The sequence below is a fragment of the Patulibacter sp. NPDC049589 genome, assembly GCF_040675535.1.
Classification (GTDB): domain Bacteria; phylum Actinomycetota; class Thermoleophilia; order Solirubrobacterales; family Solirubrobacteraceae; genus Patulibacter.
This window is the reverse complement of sequence record NZ_JBFAPC010000071.1, coordinates 1-16,437: the sequence shown is the minus strand read 5'-3', so window position 1 is coordinate 16,437 and position 16,437 is coordinate 1. Positions and strand designations below refer to the sequence as shown.

14 protein-coding genes are annotated in these 16,437 nt (G+C 75.2%); 12 read left to right on the top strand and 2 right to left on the bottom strand.

What is annotated here, in order from left to right:
• Nucleotides 1–91: 91 nt before the first annotated feature.
• The 10 genes from AB0L40_RS14595 to AB0L40_RS14550 all read left to right on the top strand — a co-directional run bounded on the left by AB0L40_RS14595 (nucleotide 92) and on the right by AB0L40_RS14550 (nucleotide 11,853).
• Entirely contained in the window at nucleotides 92–1,669 is a 1,578-nt protein-coding gene (locus tag AB0L40_RS14595) for an L-fucose/L-arabinose isomerase family protein (protein WP_364355570.1), read from the top strand.
• Nucleotides 1,670–1,990 (top strand): L-rhamnose mutarotase, encoded by a 321-nt coding sequence (locus AB0L40_RS14590; RefSeq protein WP_364355567.1) that lies wholly within the window; start codon nucleotides 1,670–1,672, stop codon nucleotides 1,988–1,990.
• Nucleotides 1,983–3,527: a rhamnulokinase family protein gene (locus AB0L40_RS14585; RefSeq protein ID WP_364355564.1), complete on the top strand. Its 1,545-nt coding sequence runs from the start codon at nucleotides 1,983–1,985 to the stop codon at nucleotides 3,525–3,527. Before AB0L40_RS14590 ends, AB0L40_RS14585 begins: the two co-directional genes overlap by 8 nt.
• A gap of 28 nt (nucleotides 3,528–3,555) precedes the next feature.
• The gene (locus tag AB0L40_RS14580; RefSeq protein WP_364355562.1) at nucleotides 3,556–4,770 is read left to right on the top strand and encodes a TIM barrel protein; all 1,215 of its coding nucleotides are present in this window, start codon (nucleotides 3,556–3,558) and stop codon (nucleotides 4,768–4,770) included.
• A 61-nt stretch (nucleotides 4,771–4,831) separates the two neighbouring features.
• Nucleotides 4,832–4,972: a hypothetical protein gene (locus AB0L40_RS14575; RefSeq protein WP_364355559.1), complete on the top strand. Its 141-nt coding sequence runs from the start codon at nucleotides 4,832–4,834 to the stop codon at nucleotides 4,970–4,972.
• Nucleotides 4,969–7,086: a bifunctional rhamnulose-1-phosphate aldolase/short-chain dehydrogenase gene (gene rhaD, locus AB0L40_RS14570; RefSeq protein ID WP_364355557.1), complete on the top strand. Its 2,118-nt coding sequence runs from the start codon at nucleotides 4,969–4,971 to the stop codon at nucleotides 7,084–7,086. The genes AB0L40_RS14575 and rhaD overlap by 4 nt, the downstream gene beginning before the upstream one ends.
• A gap of 121 nt (nucleotides 7,087–7,207) precedes the next feature.
• Nucleotides 7,208–7,954 (top strand): YigZ family protein, encoded by a 747-nt coding sequence (locus AB0L40_RS14565; protein WP_364355555.1) that lies wholly within the window; start codon nucleotides 7,208–7,210, stop codon nucleotides 7,952–7,954.
• 362 nt (nucleotides 7,955–8,316) lie between these two features.
• On the top strand, nucleotides 8,317–9,765 hold the full coding sequence (locus tag AB0L40_RS14560) for a glucosyl-3-phosphoglycerate synthase (protein WP_364355552.1): 1,449 nt from the start codon (nucleotides 8,317–8,319) through the stop codon (nucleotides 9,763–9,765).
• A complete protein-coding gene (locus AB0L40_RS14555; protein ID WP_364355549.1) occupies nucleotides 9,762–10,493 on the top strand; it encodes an HAD hydrolase family protein in 732 nt (243 codons plus the stop codon). The genes AB0L40_RS14560 and AB0L40_RS14555 overlap by 4 nt, the downstream gene beginning before the upstream one ends.
• Before the next feature lie 430 nt (nucleotides 10,494–10,923).
• A complete protein-coding gene (locus AB0L40_RS14550; RefSeq protein ID WP_364355546.1) occupies nucleotides 10,924–11,853 on the top strand; it encodes an adenylate/guanylate cyclase domain-containing protein in 930 nt (309 codons plus the stop codon).
• 78 nt (nucleotides 11,854–11,931) lie between these two features.
• Here the strand turns inward: AB0L40_RS14550 and AB0L40_RS14545 are convergent, their stop codons facing one another.
• Together AB0L40_RS14545 and AB0L40_RS14540 are read right to left on the bottom strand one after the other, a co-directional pair.
• Complete coding sequence (locus AB0L40_RS14545; RefSeq protein WP_364355543.1) at nucleotides 11,932–12,399, bottom strand: hypothetical protein; 468 nt, start codon at nucleotides 12,397–12,399, stop codon at nucleotides 11,932–11,934.
• Nucleotides 12,400–12,437: 38 nt separating this feature from the next.
• Nucleotides 12,438–13,382 carry an SDR family oxidoreductase gene (locus AB0L40_RS14540; protein WP_364355540.1) on the bottom strand — a complete coding sequence of 315 codons (945 nt, stop codon included), beginning with the start codon at nucleotides 13,380–13,382 and terminating at the stop codon, nucleotides 12,438–12,440.
• 219 nt (nucleotides 13,383–13,601) lie between these two features.
• Between AB0L40_RS14540 and AB0L40_RS14535 the strand changes: the two genes are divergently transcribed.
• Together AB0L40_RS14535 and AB0L40_RS14530 are read left to right on the top strand one after the other, a co-directional pair.
• Nucleotides 13,602–15,035, top strand: coding sequence for a sugar porter family MFS transporter (locus AB0L40_RS14535; protein WP_364355537.1), 1,434 nt, complete (start codon nucleotides 13,602–13,604; stop codon nucleotides 15,033–15,035).
• A 70-nt stretch (nucleotides 15,036–15,105) separates the two neighbouring features.
• Nucleotides 15,106–16,437 (top strand): ATP-binding protein (locus AB0L40_RS14530; RefSeq protein ID WP_364355534.1); only part of this gene is annotated, 1,332 nt, incomplete at its 3' end.

The following is a 16,437-nucleotide window of genomic DNA, read 5'->3' as shown; positions in this document are numbered from 1 at the left end:
TGCCCGGGCCGAACCCCCTCGCGACGGCGGGGCGGGCGCCCCGGCACCCGCTCCCGCCGCTCCGCGAACCACCACGAGCACCCAGGACCGCATGAGCACCACCCCCTCCACCGCCCAGAGCACCGCCCCCGCAGACACCGATGCCCGCCCGTCCGCACGCGCGACCGGCCGCATCGGCGTCTTCGGCATCGGCCTTCAGGCGTACTGGGACCAGTTCGAGGGCCTCGAGGAGCGCTGCAAGGGCTACCAGGCCGACGTCGAGCGGCAGGTGACCGAGCTCGGCGGGGACGTCGTCTCCGCCGGCCTGATCGACACGCCGCAGAAGGCCCGGATCGCCGGCGACCTGTTCGCCCGCGAGCAGGTCGACCTGATCCTCTGCCACGTCGTCACCTACGCGACGTCGGCCACGGTCGTCGCCGCCGTGCAGGCCGCGAAGGTCCCGGTCGTCCTGCTCGGCCTGCAGCCGACCCGCACCCTGGACTACGAGCACGTCGACACGGGGGAGTGGCTGGCCAACTGCGCCGCGTGCTCCGTCCCCGAGATCGCCGGCGCCTTCACGCGCTCGGGCATCCCGTACGACACGGTCGCCGGCACGATCCAGGACGACGAGCGCGCTTGGTCGAGGATCGGCGCCTGGGTCCGCGCCGCCGGCGTCGCCCGCTCGCTGAAGCGCGCGCGCATCGGCTTCATGGGGCACGCCTACGCCGGCATGCTCGACATGTACTCGGACTTCACGATGTTCCACGGCCAGGTCGGCGCGCACGTCGAGGTCCTGGAGATCGACGACCTGCAGGTCCGCACGGACGCCGCGACCGACGAGCAGGTCGCCGCGAAGACCGCCGAGATCCGCGAGCACTTCGCGTTCGCCGACCCGTCGAGCGACCCGATCGCCGGGCCGATCACCGACGCCCAGCTGGACTGGTCCGCCCGCGTGGCCGTCGGCCTGGACGCGCTGGCGAAGGACTTCGAGCTCGACGCGCTGACCTACTACTACCGCGGCGTCGACGACAACGCGCAGGAGCGCCTCGGCGCCGGGGTCATCGTCGGCAACTCGCTGCTCACGGCGCGGGGCATCCCGACGGCCGGCGAGGCCGACATCAAGACGAACCTCGCGCAGCTGATCCTCGACCGCCTCGGCGCCGGCGGCTCCTACACGGAGTACTACGGGCTCGACATGGACGAGGACTTCGTCCTCATGGGCCACGACGGACCCGGGCACATCGCGATCGCGCAGGAGCAGCCGGTCCTGCGGTCGCTGAAGGTCTTCCACGGCAAGCGCGGCGCGGGCCTCTCGGTCGAGCTGCAGGTCCGCCACGGCGACGTGACGATCCTCGGCTGCACGCAGACCGCCGACGGCCGGCTGAAGCTCATCGCCGCCGAGGGCGCGTCGATCCCCGGACCGACGTTCCGGATCGGCAACACGAACTCGCGCCTGCGCTTCGACCTCGACCCCGCGTCGTTCCTCGAGGCCTGGTCGGCCGAGGGCCCGACGCACCACGTCGCGCTCGGCGTCGGTCACCGCATCGCGGACATCGAGGCGGTCGCCCGGCTGCTCGACGTCGAGCTCGTCGTCGTCGGCAAGGACGCGGCCGCCCGCGGCTCGCGGCTGAGCGCGTCGGCGAACGACCGGCGCGTCGCCCACCGGCCGGCCCGGATCGGCGGCCGCTGAATGGAGCGCGTCTGCTTCCTGCTCCAGGTCAAGCCGGAGCGGCTCGAGGAGTACAGAGAGCGCCACGCCGCGGTGTGGCCCGAGATGCTCGACGCCCTCAGCGCGTCGGGCTACCGCAACTACTCGCTCTTCCTGCGCCCCGACGGCCTGCTCGTCGGCTACCTCGAGTGCGACGACTTCGCGGCGATCGAGGCCGCGATGCAGGCCACCGACGTGAACGCCCGCTGGCAGGCGGAGATGGCCGAGTTCATGACGCTCCCCGAGGGCGCGCGGCCGGACACCGGCCTGCTGCGCCTGGACGAGGTCTTCCACCTTGCCTAGTCCGACCCCAGGAGCCGGAGGGACCCCGACGGGGACCGCGGCGTCCACGCGCACGGCGGCGTCGACCGGCGCCTCGTCCTCCGTCTACGCCGCGATCGACTTCGGCGCCTCCAGCGGCCGCGTCCTCGCCGGTCGGTTCGACGGCGAGCGCGTGACGCTGACCGAGGCCGCGCGGTTCCCGAACCGCCCGGTCGACCTGCCCGACGGCCGCCACTGGGACCTGCTCGGGCTCTACGCCCAGGCGCTCGACGGCCTGCGGACGATCGCGGGCGGAGACAACGGCCTCGCGGGCGTCGGCGTCGACACCTGGGCCGTCGACTACGGGCTGCTCGACCGGGACGGCCGGCTGCTCGGCCTGCCGTACCACTACCGCGACCACCGCACCGACGGGATCGTCGACCGCAGCTTCGCCCGCGTGTCCCGCGAGGGGCAGTACGCGGTGGCCGGCATCCAGACGATGCCGATCAACACGGTCTTCCAGCTCGAGGCCGAGCGCGGCTCCGCGGCGATCGAGGCGGCCGACCGGATCGCGCTGATCCCCGACCTGCTCGCGCACTGGCTCGGCGGCGACCTCGTCAACGAGGCCACGAACGCCTCGTCGACCGGCCTGCTCGACGCCCGCACCGGCACGTGGTCGCGCGATCTGATCGGCCGGCTCGGGCTGCCCGTCGACCTCTTCGGCCCGACCGTCGAGGCCGGCACCACGATCGGCCGCCTGCGCCCCGCGCTGGGCCTCGGCGACGCCGCCGTCCACGCGGTCGGGTCGCACGACACCGCGTCCGCCTTCGCCGCCGCGCCCGTCACCGGGCCGGACGCCGCGATCCTCTCGAGCGGCACGTGGTCGCTCCTGGGCCTCGAGCTGGACGCGCCCGTCCTCACCGACGCCGCGCGCGACGCGAACCTCACCAACGAGCGCGGCGTCGACGGCACGATCCGGCTCTTGAAGAACGTCATGGGCCTCTGGCTGGAGCAGGAGCTCTCGCGTGCATGGGGCATCCACGCCGCCGAGCTGCAGCGCCTGGCCGGCGAGGCCGACCCCGACGTCGCCGTCCTCGACATCGACGACCCGGCGTTCCTCGCGCCCGACGACCTACCGGCCCTGATCGCCGAGCACTGCCGTCGCACCGGCCAGACGCCGCCGGCGAGCAAGGGGGAGACCGTCCGCACGATCCTCGTCTCGCTCGCGTGCCGCTACCGCTGGGTGCTCGAGCAGCTCGAGGCCGTCTCCGGCCGGACGATCCGCACGATCCACGTGGTCGGCGGCGGCGTCCGCAACGAGCTGCTCTGCCGCCTGACCGCCGACGTGACCGGCCGCACCGTGCTGGCCGGACCGATCGAGGGCACCGGCATGGGCAACGTGCTCGTGCAGCTGCGCGCCGCCGGCGAGGTCGGCTCGCTGGCCGAGCTGCGCGCCGTCGCCGCCGCCTCTGCCCAGCCCCGCGCCTACGAGCCCGCCGGCGATCGCGCCGCGGCCGAGGACCTGTACCGCCGCTTCCGGACCGTCGCCGCGCTGAGCGCGCCGACCACCACCGCATGACCCCCGACGACCGAGGACCGAAGACCCCATGAGCACCGACTACGAGCACCTCGCCGCGCGGCTGACCGACCAGGGCGTCGACGTCGCCGCCGTCCGGGCGCGCCTGTCCGAGCTCGTCGTCGAGGTCCCGTCCTGGGGCTTCGGCGACTCCGGCACCCGCTTCGCCACCTTCCTGCAGGACGGCCGCCCGCGCACCGTGATCGAGCGGCTCGAGGACGCCGCCGAGGTCCAGCGGCTGTCCGGAGCCAGCTCCCGCGTCGCGCTCCACATCCCGTGGGACGCCGTCGACGACTACGCCCAGCTCGGGCGCGAGATCACCGACCGCGGCCTGACCGTCGGCACGATCAACCCGAACCTGTTCCAGGACGTCGACTACAAGCTCGGCTCGATCACCAACCCCGACGCCGGCATCCGCCGCAAGGCGACCGACCACCTGCTCGAGTGCGGGCAGATCGCCCGCGCGACCGGCTCCGACGCGCTGTCGCTGTGGTTCGCCGACGGCACGAACTACGTCGGCCAGGACGACCTGCTGGAGCGTCGCCACCGCATGCGCGAGGCGCTGCAGGAGCTGCACGACGCGACCGGCTCGGACAGTGGCGATCCGCTCGCCCTCCTCGTGGAGTACAAGCTCTACGAGCCGGCGTTCTACGCGACCGACCTGGCCGACTGGGGCTCCGCCGCGCTGCTCTGCCGCGAGATCGGCGAGCGCGCCCAGGTCCTCGTCGACCTCGGCCACCACGCCCACGGCGTGAACATCGAGCAGATCGTCGCGATCCTCGCGAGCTACGGCCTGCTCGGCGGCTTCCACACCAACGACCGCCGCTACGGCGACGACGACCTGATCACCGGGTCCGTCAACCCGTTCGCGCTGTTCTCGATCTTCACCGAGCTGACGGCCCTGCCGCAGCTGCCGCGCATCTCGATCGACCAGGGGCACAACGTCGAGACCAAGGTCGAGGCGATCCTGCGCTCCGTCCTGAACATCCAGGACAGCTACGCCAAGGCGCTGCTCGTCGACCGCACCGCGCTCGCCGAGGCGCAGCGCGAGGGCGACGTCAACCGCGCGCACGGCCTCCTGACCGACGCGTTCGCGACCGACGTCCGGCCGCTGACCGCCAGCGTCCGCGAGGAGCAGGGCGCCGCCGCGGACCCCGTCGCGGCCCTGCGCGACGGCGGCTACCCCCAGAAGATCATCGACGCGCGCGGCAAGGCCGCCGGCGTGGCGGGGGGATGGGGCCGATGAGCGCCGTGGCCTGCACGGAGGGGCTTCCGCCCCACCCCTTCGATCTCGCGCCGCCCACCCGATGAGCGCCGCCACCACGAACGACGACCGCGAGCAGGCGTGCCCCGCTCCCGCGCCGAGCCGCGCCTGCACCCCCGGCGCCGCCACGACCACCACTTCCGTCACCACGACCTGCCCCGCCCGGCACGAGGACTTCCGATGAGCACCACGACCCCCCACCTCGTCTCCCTGGCCGACGACCTCTGGCCCACGGACCCCTCCGAGGTCCCGTCGGACCCGCTCGGCCAGGTCGTCCTCGCCTCGCACCTGCTGGGCGCCAACCGCGCCGTGGCGAACATCGGCGGCGGCAACACGTCCGCCAAGGGCACCGCGACGGACCACACCGGCCGCGAGGTCCGCGCCATGTGGGTCAAGGGCTCCGGCTCCGACCTGGCGACGATGACCGAGGCGAACTTCACCGGCCTCAAGCTCGACGACCTGCTGCCGCTCATGGACCGGCCCGAGATGGTCGACGAGGACATGGTCGCCTACGTCGGCCGCTCGATGCTCGACCCGGCGATGCCCCGCGGCTCGATCGAGACGCTGCTGCACGCCTTCATCCCGGCCGACCACGTGCACCACACGCACCCCGACGGCATCAACGTCATCGCCGGCGCCAAGAACGGCGAGGCCCTGATCGCGGAGTGCTTCGGCGACCGCGCCATCTGGGTCCCGTACATCCGCCCGGGCTTCACGCTCGCCAAGCAGATCGGCGAGGCCGTCCGGGACCACCCGGCCGCCGAGCTCGTCGTCCTGGGCAAGCACGGCCTCGTGGTCTGGGGCGACACGGCGGAGGACACGTACCGCCGGACGATCTCGATCATCAACGAGGGAGCGGCCTTCATGAACGAGAAGGCCGCCGGCGCGGTGCGCTTCGGCGGCGTCGCCCCCGAGGCCTCGTCGCTCGACGCCGCCGGCCGCCAGGCCGTGCTGGACGTCGTGCTGCCGTCGCTGCGCGGCGCGGTCTCGAGCGAGCGCTCGAAGGTGCTGCTCGTCGACCAGTCCGCCCCGGCGATCGAGTTCGTCACGTCGGTCCGCGCGCCCGAGCTCGTCACCGTCGGCGCCGCGTGCCCGGACCACCTGGTCCACACGAAGATGCTGCCGATGTTCGTGCCGTTCGACCCGACGTCGGAGGACGCCGTGGTCCTGAAGGAGCGCGTCATCGAGCGCGCCGCGGCCTACCGCGAGCAGTACCGCGCGTACCACGCGGCCAACGCCGAGAACCCCGACGTCCGCATGCCGGGCCAGACCTCCGGCGCCGTGCCGATCGGCGATCCGGACCCGCGCGTCGTGCTGATCCAGCACGTCGGCCTCGTCGGCGTCGCCCCGACGCCGAAGGGCGCGTCGCTGTCGCGCGACCTCTACCACCGCGCCATCGAGGTCATGGCCGGCGCCGACGCCGTCGACGAGTTCGTCTCGCTGACCGCCGACGAGAGCTTCGCGGTCGAGTACTGGCCGCTCGAGCTCTACAAGCTCTCCCTGGCGCCGGCGCCCGGCGAGCTGCAGGGCAAGGTCGCGTTCGTCACCGGCGCCGGCGGCGGCATCGGCCGCGCGATCTCGGCCGAGCTGGCCGCGGCCGGCGCCGTGATCGCCGGCTTCGACCTCGACGAGGGCGGCGCCACCGAGGCCGCCGGCCCGCTGGGCATCGGCATCGGCGGCGACGTCACCTCCGAGGAGTCCGTGGCCAACGCGTACCGCGAGGCCGTCCGCACGTTCGGCGGGGTCGACATCCTGGTCAGCAACGCCGGCATCGCGTCGAGCTCGGCGATCGAGGACACCACGCTCGAGGAGTGGGAGCGCAACCACCGCATCCTGGGCACCGGGTACTTCCTGGTGTCGAAGGAAGCGTTCCGGATCATGCGCGAGCAGGGGACGGGCGGCTCGATCGTCTTCATCTCGTCGAAGAACTCGCTCGTGGCCGGCAAGAACGCGTCGGCCTACTCGTCGGCGAAGGCCGCCGAGCTGCACCTGGCCCGCTGCCTGGCCGAGGAGGGCGGCGCCGACGGCATCCGCGTCAACACGGTCAACCCGGACGCGGTCCTGCGCGGCTCGAAGATCTGGCAGGGCAACTGGCGCGAGGAGCGGGCCGCGAACTACGGCCTGGATCCCGCGGAGCTCGAGGAGCACTACCGCCAGCGCAACACGCTGAAGGTCCTGATCCTCCCGGAGGACATCGCCGCGTCGACGCTGCACTTCGCCTCCGCGGAGCGCTCGGGCAAGTCGACGGGCAACATCCTGAACGTCGACGGCGGCGTGCCGGCGGCCTACACGCGGTAGGCGCGCGGCGCGTCACGGGCCGGCGGCGACGCCCCGGCCCGACCGGCTCGCCCGGCGGCGCCCGACGCCGCGCCGAGGGGCGGGTGAGCGCCGTATCTCGGTCCTCTACCGTTCCCGCCCGATGGACGAGCCCGCCGCCTACCTCGTCCCGGCCGCGGGCGCCGACGTCGCGCACGAGATCGAGGTCCGGCGCAGCCGCTTCCTCTGCCTCCTGCGCCGCACCCCGAACGAGGCCGCGGCCCGCGCGTTCGTCACCGAGCAGCGGCGCGCGCATCCCACGGCCCGCCACCACTGCTCGGCCTTCGTCGTCGGCTCACGCCGCGACCTGCAGCGCTCCAGCGACGACGGCGAGCCGGCCGGGACCGCGGGCATGCCGATGCTGCAGGTGCTGCTCGGTGCCGACGGCGGTCGGGGCGCCGGCGCCGCAGGACGCCAGGGTGCCGGGCGCGAGCCCGGCGTCGGGGAGGCCCCCGGTGCGGGGAGCGCGGGCCCTCCCGGACCGCTTTCGGACGTCACGGCGGTCGTGGTCCGCTGGTTCGGGGGCACGCTCCTGGGCGCCGGGGGACTGGTCCGCGCCTACTCCGAGGCCGTCGCGGGGGTGCTCGCGGTGGCGCCGCTCGTCGTGCGGGAGCGCCGCGCCCTGCTCCGGATCGCCGTCCGTCACGACGTCGCGGGGCGCATCGAGCACGACCTCCGCGCCGCGGGCGTCCTCGTGGCCGACCTCGGATACGGCGCGGACGGTGTGGAGATCACGGTCGCGGTCGCTGACGCTCCCGGGTCACGGGGCCGGTTCTCGGCGTGGTGCGCCGAGCACCGCGTGGTGCCGGAGGCCGCCGGGCACGAGTGGGTCGACGTGGCAGCGGGCTGACGCGGCACTTCCCGCAACGTGCGGACGTCGCGCGACCCGGAGGAGGATCGCGGCGGCGGGAGGCGAACGACGTGGGTGAGCATGAGCAGCCGTCCCCGCACCCCTGCCCGCAACGCCTCGTCCGCGAAGCCCTCGCCCCGTCCCCGCGGCGGCGCGAAGGCCCCGGCGAAGAAGCCCGCGGCGCGCGGCGGGCAGACCGGCCGCTCGGCCGCGGCGGACCCACGGGCCGGGGGACCGCTGACGCAGCGCCAGTTCGACCAGATCGGGCTCTCGCTGCTGGCGCTCGCGGTCTTCCTCGTCTTCCTGATGTACCTGCCGCGCACGGCGTCCCCGTCCGGCTGCTCGACGGCCCCGGCGCGGGGGTGGGCTGGGCCCGCCGCGTCGGGATGGACGCCGCGGCGCGGCAGCTGCTCGCCGCCGGGACGGGCGACGCGCTGCTCGTCTCCACCGACGCCGACACCCGCGTGGCCCCCGGCTGGCTCGCCGCCCTGCTGCGCGCGGCGGACGACGGCCACGAGGTGGTCGCCGGCGACGTCGTCGCGGACCCGGGCGCCCCGCTGGACCGCGAGCTGCGCCGCCGCCGCGCCGCCGCGGCGGGCGTCCGCCTGCGGGCCGTCCGCACCGTCGACCACGACGCGTCGCACCACCACTTCTCCGCCGCGAACCTCGCCCTGACCGTGCGGGCCTACGAAGCCTGCGGCGGGATGCCGACGCCGCGCGCGCTGGAGGACGAGGCGCTGCTGGAGGCCGTCCGCCGCGCGGGCCTCGCCGTCCACCGCACGACCGACGCCGTCGTCCACACCAGCCCGCGGACGGAGGGCCGCGCGCCCCGGGGTCTCGCGGCCGACCTGGCGCTCGAGACGTGGCGCATCCGCCGGCGCCACGACCACCGCGAGTTCGGGATCGCCCGCCTCGCCGACGCGGTGCGCCGCTCGGGCACGCGGGTCAGCGTCGTGCTGCCCGCCAAGGACGTGGCCGGCACCGTCGCCGGCGTGCTGGAGCGGACCGTCGCGCCGCTCGTGGAGACCGGCGTGGTCTCCGAGGTTGTCGTCGTCGACGCGCGCTCCGCGGACGGGACCGCGCGGATCGCCGCCGCGCACGGCGCCGTGGTCCTGCAGCAGGACGAGCTCGTCCCCGGCGCCGGGCCGTGCCTGGGGAAGGGCGACGCCATGTGGCGCGCGCTCCAGGCCACCGAGGGCGACGTCGTCGCGTTCCTGGACGCCGACACCGCCGACCCGACCCCGGCGCACCTGGCGGGCGTCCTCGGGCCGCTCCTGACCGACGACGGCGTCGCGATGGTCCGCGGCTGCTTCGACCGGCCGCGCCTGGAGGCCGACGGATCGCTGTCCGCCCACGGTGGCGGACGCGTCACCGAGCTGACCGCCCGGCCGCTGCTGAACCTCCACCGGCCGCTCCTCGCCGGCTTCCGCCAGCCGCTGGCCGGCGAGTTCGCGGCGCGGCGCGACCTGCTCGAGCGGCTGCCGTTCCCGGTCGGCTACGGCGTGGAGATCGCCACGCTCGTCGACGCCCTCGAGCTCGTCGGGCTCGACGGGCTGGCCGAGGTCGACCTCGGCGTCCGCCAGAACCGCCACCAGTCGCTGCGGGAGCTCTCCACGATGGCCTACGCCGTGCTCTGCGCCCTCGAGCGGCGGCTCGGCCGCGGCGCCGTCGTCCCGGGCAGCATGCGGCTGCCGTGGGCGGACGACCTGCCCCGCGCCGTGCCGGTCGCCGAGCGCCCGCCCGTCGCCGGGGACGGGCTCGCCGCGGACCGCCCGCGGACGACGGCCGAGGACGAGCGGGTGGCGTCGTGAGCGGCGCCGTCTACCTCGACCTCGACGGGACGCTGCTGGACCCCGGCGGGCTGCTCGTCCCCGACAGCCTCCGGACGCTCGACGTCGTCCGCGGCGCCGGGCTGCGGCCCGTCGTCCTCACCGGCCGCTCGCGGTGGTCGGCGACGGCGATCGCGCGGACCCTCGGGATCGGCGACGTCGTCTGCGAGCTCGGCGCCGTCGTCCTCGTCGACGGGACGCTGCGCCTGGCGGCGCCCGAGGCCGTGCCGTTCCCGCGCCGCGCGCTGCTGGACGCGCTCGCCGCGATGCCGGCGCAGGAGCACGAGCCCGGCACGCCGCGGATGTCGGGCCTGGTGCTGCGCGCCGCGGCGTCCGCCGACGAGCTGACCGCCGAGCTCCACGACGCCGGGCTGCGCGGCTGGTGCGCGGTCGACAACGGCCCCAGCCACCTGCCGCTCGACGACGGGCGGCCGTCGCGCGTCGTGCACGTGCTGCCGTCCGGGACCGACAAGGCCACGGGCGTGCGCATCCACCTGCAGCTGCGCGACCTGCTGCCCGAGCAGTGCGCGGTCGTCGGCGACTCGACGGCGGACCTCGCCTGTCACGAGGCGATCCCGCGGACGATCGCGGTGCGCTCCGCGGACGACCGGGCGCTGGCCGAGGCCGCGCGGCTGGGCCTGCCCGTGACGGAGGCGTCCGGCGCGGCGGGCGCGCTGGAGGCCGTGCGGTCGATCGTCGCCGGGCGCTGACCGGCGCCCCCGCTCGCGCGTCTGCGAGGCGTCGGCCGGCGCCGTCTGTGGCGACGCCGGCCGCTCGCCGTGGTCCTGGTACCCGCAGCCCACCACGGGAACCGCGCTCCGGGCCGGCCGGTCCTGAGCCCGCCGGGCCCCGCGTCTTGCCGGTCGCCAAGAACGCTCATCCGCGCACGACGGCCGCCGGCCGGGGACCCGTTCAGGATCGGGACCGGAGGCGCCGCGCCGCGACCACCTGCACGTGTCTGGCTCTAGATGATCGATGCCACGATCTCCGTGGAGTCAACCATCTGGCAGCGCCGGACCCTCGTTCGTGAACATCCGTCCACCGAAGTGATCGGGCTTCGGGGCACCGAGCCGGACCCTCGCGCCGCCGTGCTCCGGCCCGCCGACCACCGCGCGGCGCGCACTGTGCAATGGTCGCCGCGTGCACGGCGAGGACGAGGAGACGCCCGCGGCGGACGACCCCGCGCCGCCCGTCGACGAGGCATCACCGACGTCCGGCGCCCCGGCGACGGCGGGACCCCCGGCCGCCGACCCGCACCCGGACCACGCCCCCGGGGAGGCCTCTGCCGCTCCCTCCCCCGCCGAGCGGGCCCGCCGCCTCGGCCGCCGCGCCCGCGAGCTCAACGAGCACGAGCGCCTGCTCGAGGCGGTCGCCCGCGTGCGGCACCGGCTCCCGGGCGACGACCGCCTCGGCGACCCGCTCTCGACGTCGGACCAGGGCCGCGACGCCACGCTGACGCGGCGGATCGCCCGGCTCGCCGGCCAGACCACCGGTGGCGCGGTCCACGAGCTCGGGATGGGCGCCCTGCAGGTCTGGCAGGCCGCGGCCGAGCGCAACAACCGCGGCCGCGGGACCGTCGACCTGACGATCCTCTTCACCGACCTCGTCGGCTTCTCGCACTGGGCGCTGGAGGCCGGCGACCAGGCGACGCTGTTGCTCCTGCGCGAGGTCGGCGGCGCGCTGGAGCCCGCCGTCCACCGCCAGCGCGGCGAGGTCGTCAAGTGGCTCGGCGACGGCATGATGGCCGTCTTCCGCCGCCCGTCGGACGCCCTCCTCGCCGTCGAGCGCGGCCGCGCCGCCCTGGAGGGCATCGAGGTCGCCGGGCACCAGCCGCACATCCGCGCCGGGATGCACGTCGGGCGGCCGCGCAAGGTCGGCGCCGACTACCTGGGCGTCGACGTCAACATCGCCGCCCGGGTCGCCGCCGCGGCCGGGACGGACGAGCTGCTGGCGTCCGACGCCGCGCTCGCGGGGCTGGACCCCGAGCTGGTCGACGCCCGGCGGCGCCGGCGCTTCCGCGCCAAGGGCGTGCCGCCGGAGCTCGGCGTCCACGCCGTGCACAGCCGATAGGAGGGGCGGCCTCGCGCCCACGGTCGCCGTCGCCGGTCGCCGCGCCGGCGGGACCCCGGGACGACGCGGAGGCAGCGATCAGGCCGGCGGGCCGAGCAGGCGCTCGTCCGGCAGCTCCTCGGCCTCGGCCTCGGCGGCCGTCTCGGCCCCGCGGGTCCGGGAGCGGCGCCGGAGCGGGTGCACCACGCGCCCCGCGATCCGGTCGATCTGGGCGAGCGAGCCGCTCATGCCCTCGACCTGGTCCTCGATCCGGTCCACCGACGCGTACATCGCGTCGACCGCGCCGCGCAGGTGCGTGACGTCGGGCGGCAGCCGGCCGATCTCGGCCTTCAGGTCGTCGACCGCGCCGATCACGTCGCGGATGTCCCCGCGCATGCCCTTCATGTCGTCCCGGACCTCGGAGAGCACCTTCAGCTCCTGCCGCAGCAGCTCGATCGAGCTGGGCAGGGTGCGCAGGGCGCGCTCCAGCGACACGACTGCGTCGAGGGCGGCCTCGATCCGCGGAAGCAGCTGTGGGAGTCCGATGTTCGGCACGGGAACGCGCATGGGGAAGACGGGCAGCCTCTTCCCCGCGGAGCCGTCCGTCAAGCGCTCGGGACGGATTTCCGCTCGGCGGCGCGCTCTGCGACGACCCGCTCGTCGCCGCCGGCGGCGACCGTCGCGGCCCCGAACGAGCGGCCCAGCGCGCGGACCTCGGCCTCCATCGCGGGCACCGTCCTCCGCGCCTCCCGCTTGATGATCAGGTCGCCGACGGGGCTGATCGTGATCGTGCGGAAGAGCTGGAACCACAGGAGCGACTTCGGCACGTAGATGCGCCGCTTGCGGCGCGTGATCCCGTTGGCGAACGCCTCGGCGCACTCCTCCACCGACGTCGTCGAGCCGAGCGGACCGGGGAGCTTCGAGCGGACCTCCTTGAAGGTCTTGAGGTCGTCCTCCACGTTGCGGACGAGGTCCGTGTCGATCCAGCTGGGGTGCGCGGAGCCGACACGGACGCCCTTGTGCGCGACCTCGAGCCGCAGGGCGTTGGCGAACGCCTCGGCGCCGGCCTTCGACGCGCAGTAGGCGGCCATGCCCGGCAGCACCGTGAAGGCGGCCAGCGACGCGACGACGAGGACGTAGCCGCGGCGCCTCTCGATCTCCGGCAGCGCGGCCGAGACGGTGCGGATGACGCCGTTGAGGTTGACGTCGACAGTGCGGACGAGCGCGTCGGCCGGGTTGACCGCGACGGTGCCGTTGTTGGCGACGCCGGCGTTGGCGACGACGACGTCGATGCCGCCGAGCTGCTCGGCGGTGCCGCGGACGGCCGCCTCGATCGCCTCCTGGTCGGTGACGTCGGCCTCGAACCACGCGTGCTTCGCCACCGGCGACGACGCGTTCAGCTCGTCGGCCAGCGCGCGCAGCAGGTCGGGCTCCATGCCGACCAGCGAGACGCTGGCGCCGCGACGGGCGAGCACCCGGGCGGTCTCCGCCCCGATGCCGCGCGCGGCCCCCGTGATCAGCACGACCTGGCCCTGGACGCTCTTGCTCATGGGACGGAGGCTACTGCAGCGTAGGGTCCGGCGCGAGTCCGATGTGGACTGGATCTACTCGCCGGTAGGTCCGATGCGCGTCGCGGCGCCACGTCGCCGTCCCCCGCCGGCCGGGGGAGCGGGTCCCGCGGCTGCTCCGACGGCGCGGCGTGGCGCGTCGGACCACCGTCGTCCGTCCACCGTGGGGTGCGGACCGGGCACCCGGGTAGTGGGCGCTCCATGGCCTCGTCGAGCACGCCGGATCCCGACGCCACGGAGGCCGGCGAGGCCGAGCCGTCCGACGAGCTCCACGTCTCGCGCGTCGTCCTGACGTCCGGGGTCGCCGCGCTGGGCGGGTTCCTCTTCGGCTTCGACTCGTCGGTGATCAACGGCGCCACCGCCGCGATCCGTGACGAGTTCGACCTCAACTCGTTCGTCCAGGGCTTCGTGGTCGCGATCGCGCTGCTCGGCGCGGCGGTCGGCGCCTGGTACGCGGGGCGGATCGCGGACCGCTACGGCCGGATCCGGGTGATGGTGATCACCGCGGCGATCTTCATCCTCAGCTCCGTCGGCTCGATGCTGTCATTCTCGTGGATCGAGCTCGCGGTCTGGCGGCTGATCGGCGGCGCCGCGATCGGCTCGGCCTCGGTGATCGCGCCCGCCTACATCGCGGAGATCGCCCCGGCCCGCCTGCGCGGCCGGCTCGGCTCGCTCCAGCAGCTCGCGATCGTCGTCGGCATCTTCGTGGCGCTGCTGTCGGACTACTTCCTGGCGCAGGCGGCCGGCGGAGCGGGCAAGGACCTCTGGCTGGGGCTCGAGGCGTGGCGCTGGATGTTCCTCGCCGCCTCGATCCCCGCGCTGGTCTACGGGGTGCTGGCGCTGCAGATCCCGGAGTCCCCGCGCTACCTCGTGGCGCACCACCGCGAGAAGGAGGCGCGGTCGGTGCTCCGGCGCTTCGTCGGCGGCGACCCGGACTCCCGGATCCGCGAGATCGTCCGGACCCTGAAGGGCGAAGGCCAGGTCCGCGTCCGCGACCTGCGCGGCCCGCGGTTCGGCCTGATGCCGATCGTCTGGGTCGGCATCCTGCTGTCGGTCTTCCAGCAGGCGGTCGGGATCAACGTGATCTTCTACTACAGCTCCCAGCTGTGGCAGAGCGTCGGCTTCAGCGAGTCGGACTCGATGGTCACGAGCGTGATCACGTCGATCGTGAACATCGTCTCGACGCTCGTGGCGATCGCCCTGGTCGACAAGGTCGGCCGCAAGCCGCTGCTGCTGTTCGGCTCGATCGGCATGTTCGTGACGCTCGGGACGCTGGCCATCCTCTTCGGCACCGCGCCGGTGGTGGACGGCGACCCGAGCCTCGACGGCGCCCGCGGCGTGATCGCGCTGATCGCGGCCAACGGCTTCGTCGTCTCGTTCGCGACGTCCTGGGGCCCGGCGGTCTGGGTGCTGCTGGGCGAGATGTTCAACAACCGCATCCGCGCGACGGCCCTGGCGGTCGCGGCGGCGGCGCAGTGGGTGGCGAACTTCGCGATCACCACGACGTTCCCGTCGCTCTCCTCCGTCTCGCTGGCCCTGGCCTACGGCCTCTACACCGCGTTCGCGTTCGTCTCGATCGTCTTCGTCTGGAAGGCCGTGACGGAGACCAAGGGGCGCGAGCTGGAGGACATGTAGCCGGCCGGGCCGGCGCAGGCGTCGGCGCGGCGTCGCCGGCCGGCGGGGGTCCGGTAGCGTCCGCCCGGCTTTGGCCCCCGTCCGCTTCCCCTTCTCCGCCCTCGTCGGACAGGACGACCTGCGCCGCGCGCTCCTGATCAACGCGGTCGCGCCGGACGTCGGCGGCGTGCTCGTCCGCGGCGAGCGCGGGACCGCGAAGACGACGGCCGTGCGCGCGCTCGAGGCGCTGCTGCCCGCCGTCCACGTCGTCGCCGGCGACCCGTACGGCGCGGCCCCGACGGAGGCCGACCGGTCGCCGAGCGCGGCGGCGAGGGCGTTCGTCGCCGGCGGCGGGTTGGAGCGCGCCCGCTCGCTCGCCGCGCGCGCGGCGGACCCGGGGACCGACGGCGCCCTCGCCATCGTCGGCGTCGAGCGGCGCGCCGCGGTGCTCGTCGAGCTGCCCGTCGGAGCGACCGTCGACCGGGTCGTGGGCACGCTGGACCTGGAGCGGGCGCTGCAGGACGGCGAGAGCGTGCTGCAGCCGGGCCTGCTCGCCCGCGCGCACCAGGGGATCCTCTACGTCGACGAGGTCAACCTGCTGGGGGATCACCTCGTCGACGTGCTGCTCGACGCGGCGGCGCAGGGCGAGGCCGTCGTCGAGCGCGACGGGGTCTCCGTCCGGCACCCGGCGCGGTTCGTGCTCGTCGGCACGATGAACCCCGAGGAGGGCGACCTGCGGCCGCAGCTGCTGGACCGCTTCGGGCTCTCCGTCACCGTCGCCGGCTCGACCGACCCGGTCGTGCGGGCCGAGGTCGTCCGCCGGCGCCTGGCGTTCGAGGCCGACCCGGTCGCCTTCGCGGCCCGCTGGCGCGACGAGGAGGAGGCGACCGCCGCGTCGATCGCCGCCGCCGCCCGCCGCCTGCCGGGCGTCGTCCTCGGCGACCGCATGCTGCGCCTCATCACGGGCGCCTGCGCCCGCCTGGGCGTCGACGGGATGCGCGCCGACCTCGTGGCCGCGCGCTGCTCCCGCGCGATCGCGGCGCTCGAGGGCCGCGACGAGGTGGCGGAGCAGGACGTCCACGACGCGATGCTGCTGACGCTCCCCCACCGCCGCCGCCGCGGCCCGCTGGACCCACCCGGCCTCGAGCCCGAGGAGCTCGACGACGCGCTGCAGCAGGCCCGCGACGACGAGCCGGGCGACGACGCGCCGCCGGAGGGGCCGGACGACGCGCCCGAGGGCGGCCCCGGCGACGACGGGACCGACGGCGGCCCCGGGGACGACGACCGGACCCCGCCCCCGTCCGGCGGAGCCGCCGACGGCGCCCCCGGCCCGGACTCCCGCCCCGCCGGGTCCGCGCCCCCGCCGGACGCCGGCGCCCCGCCGTCCGCGTCCGCCCACGACGCGCGATCCGCCGGCGACGAC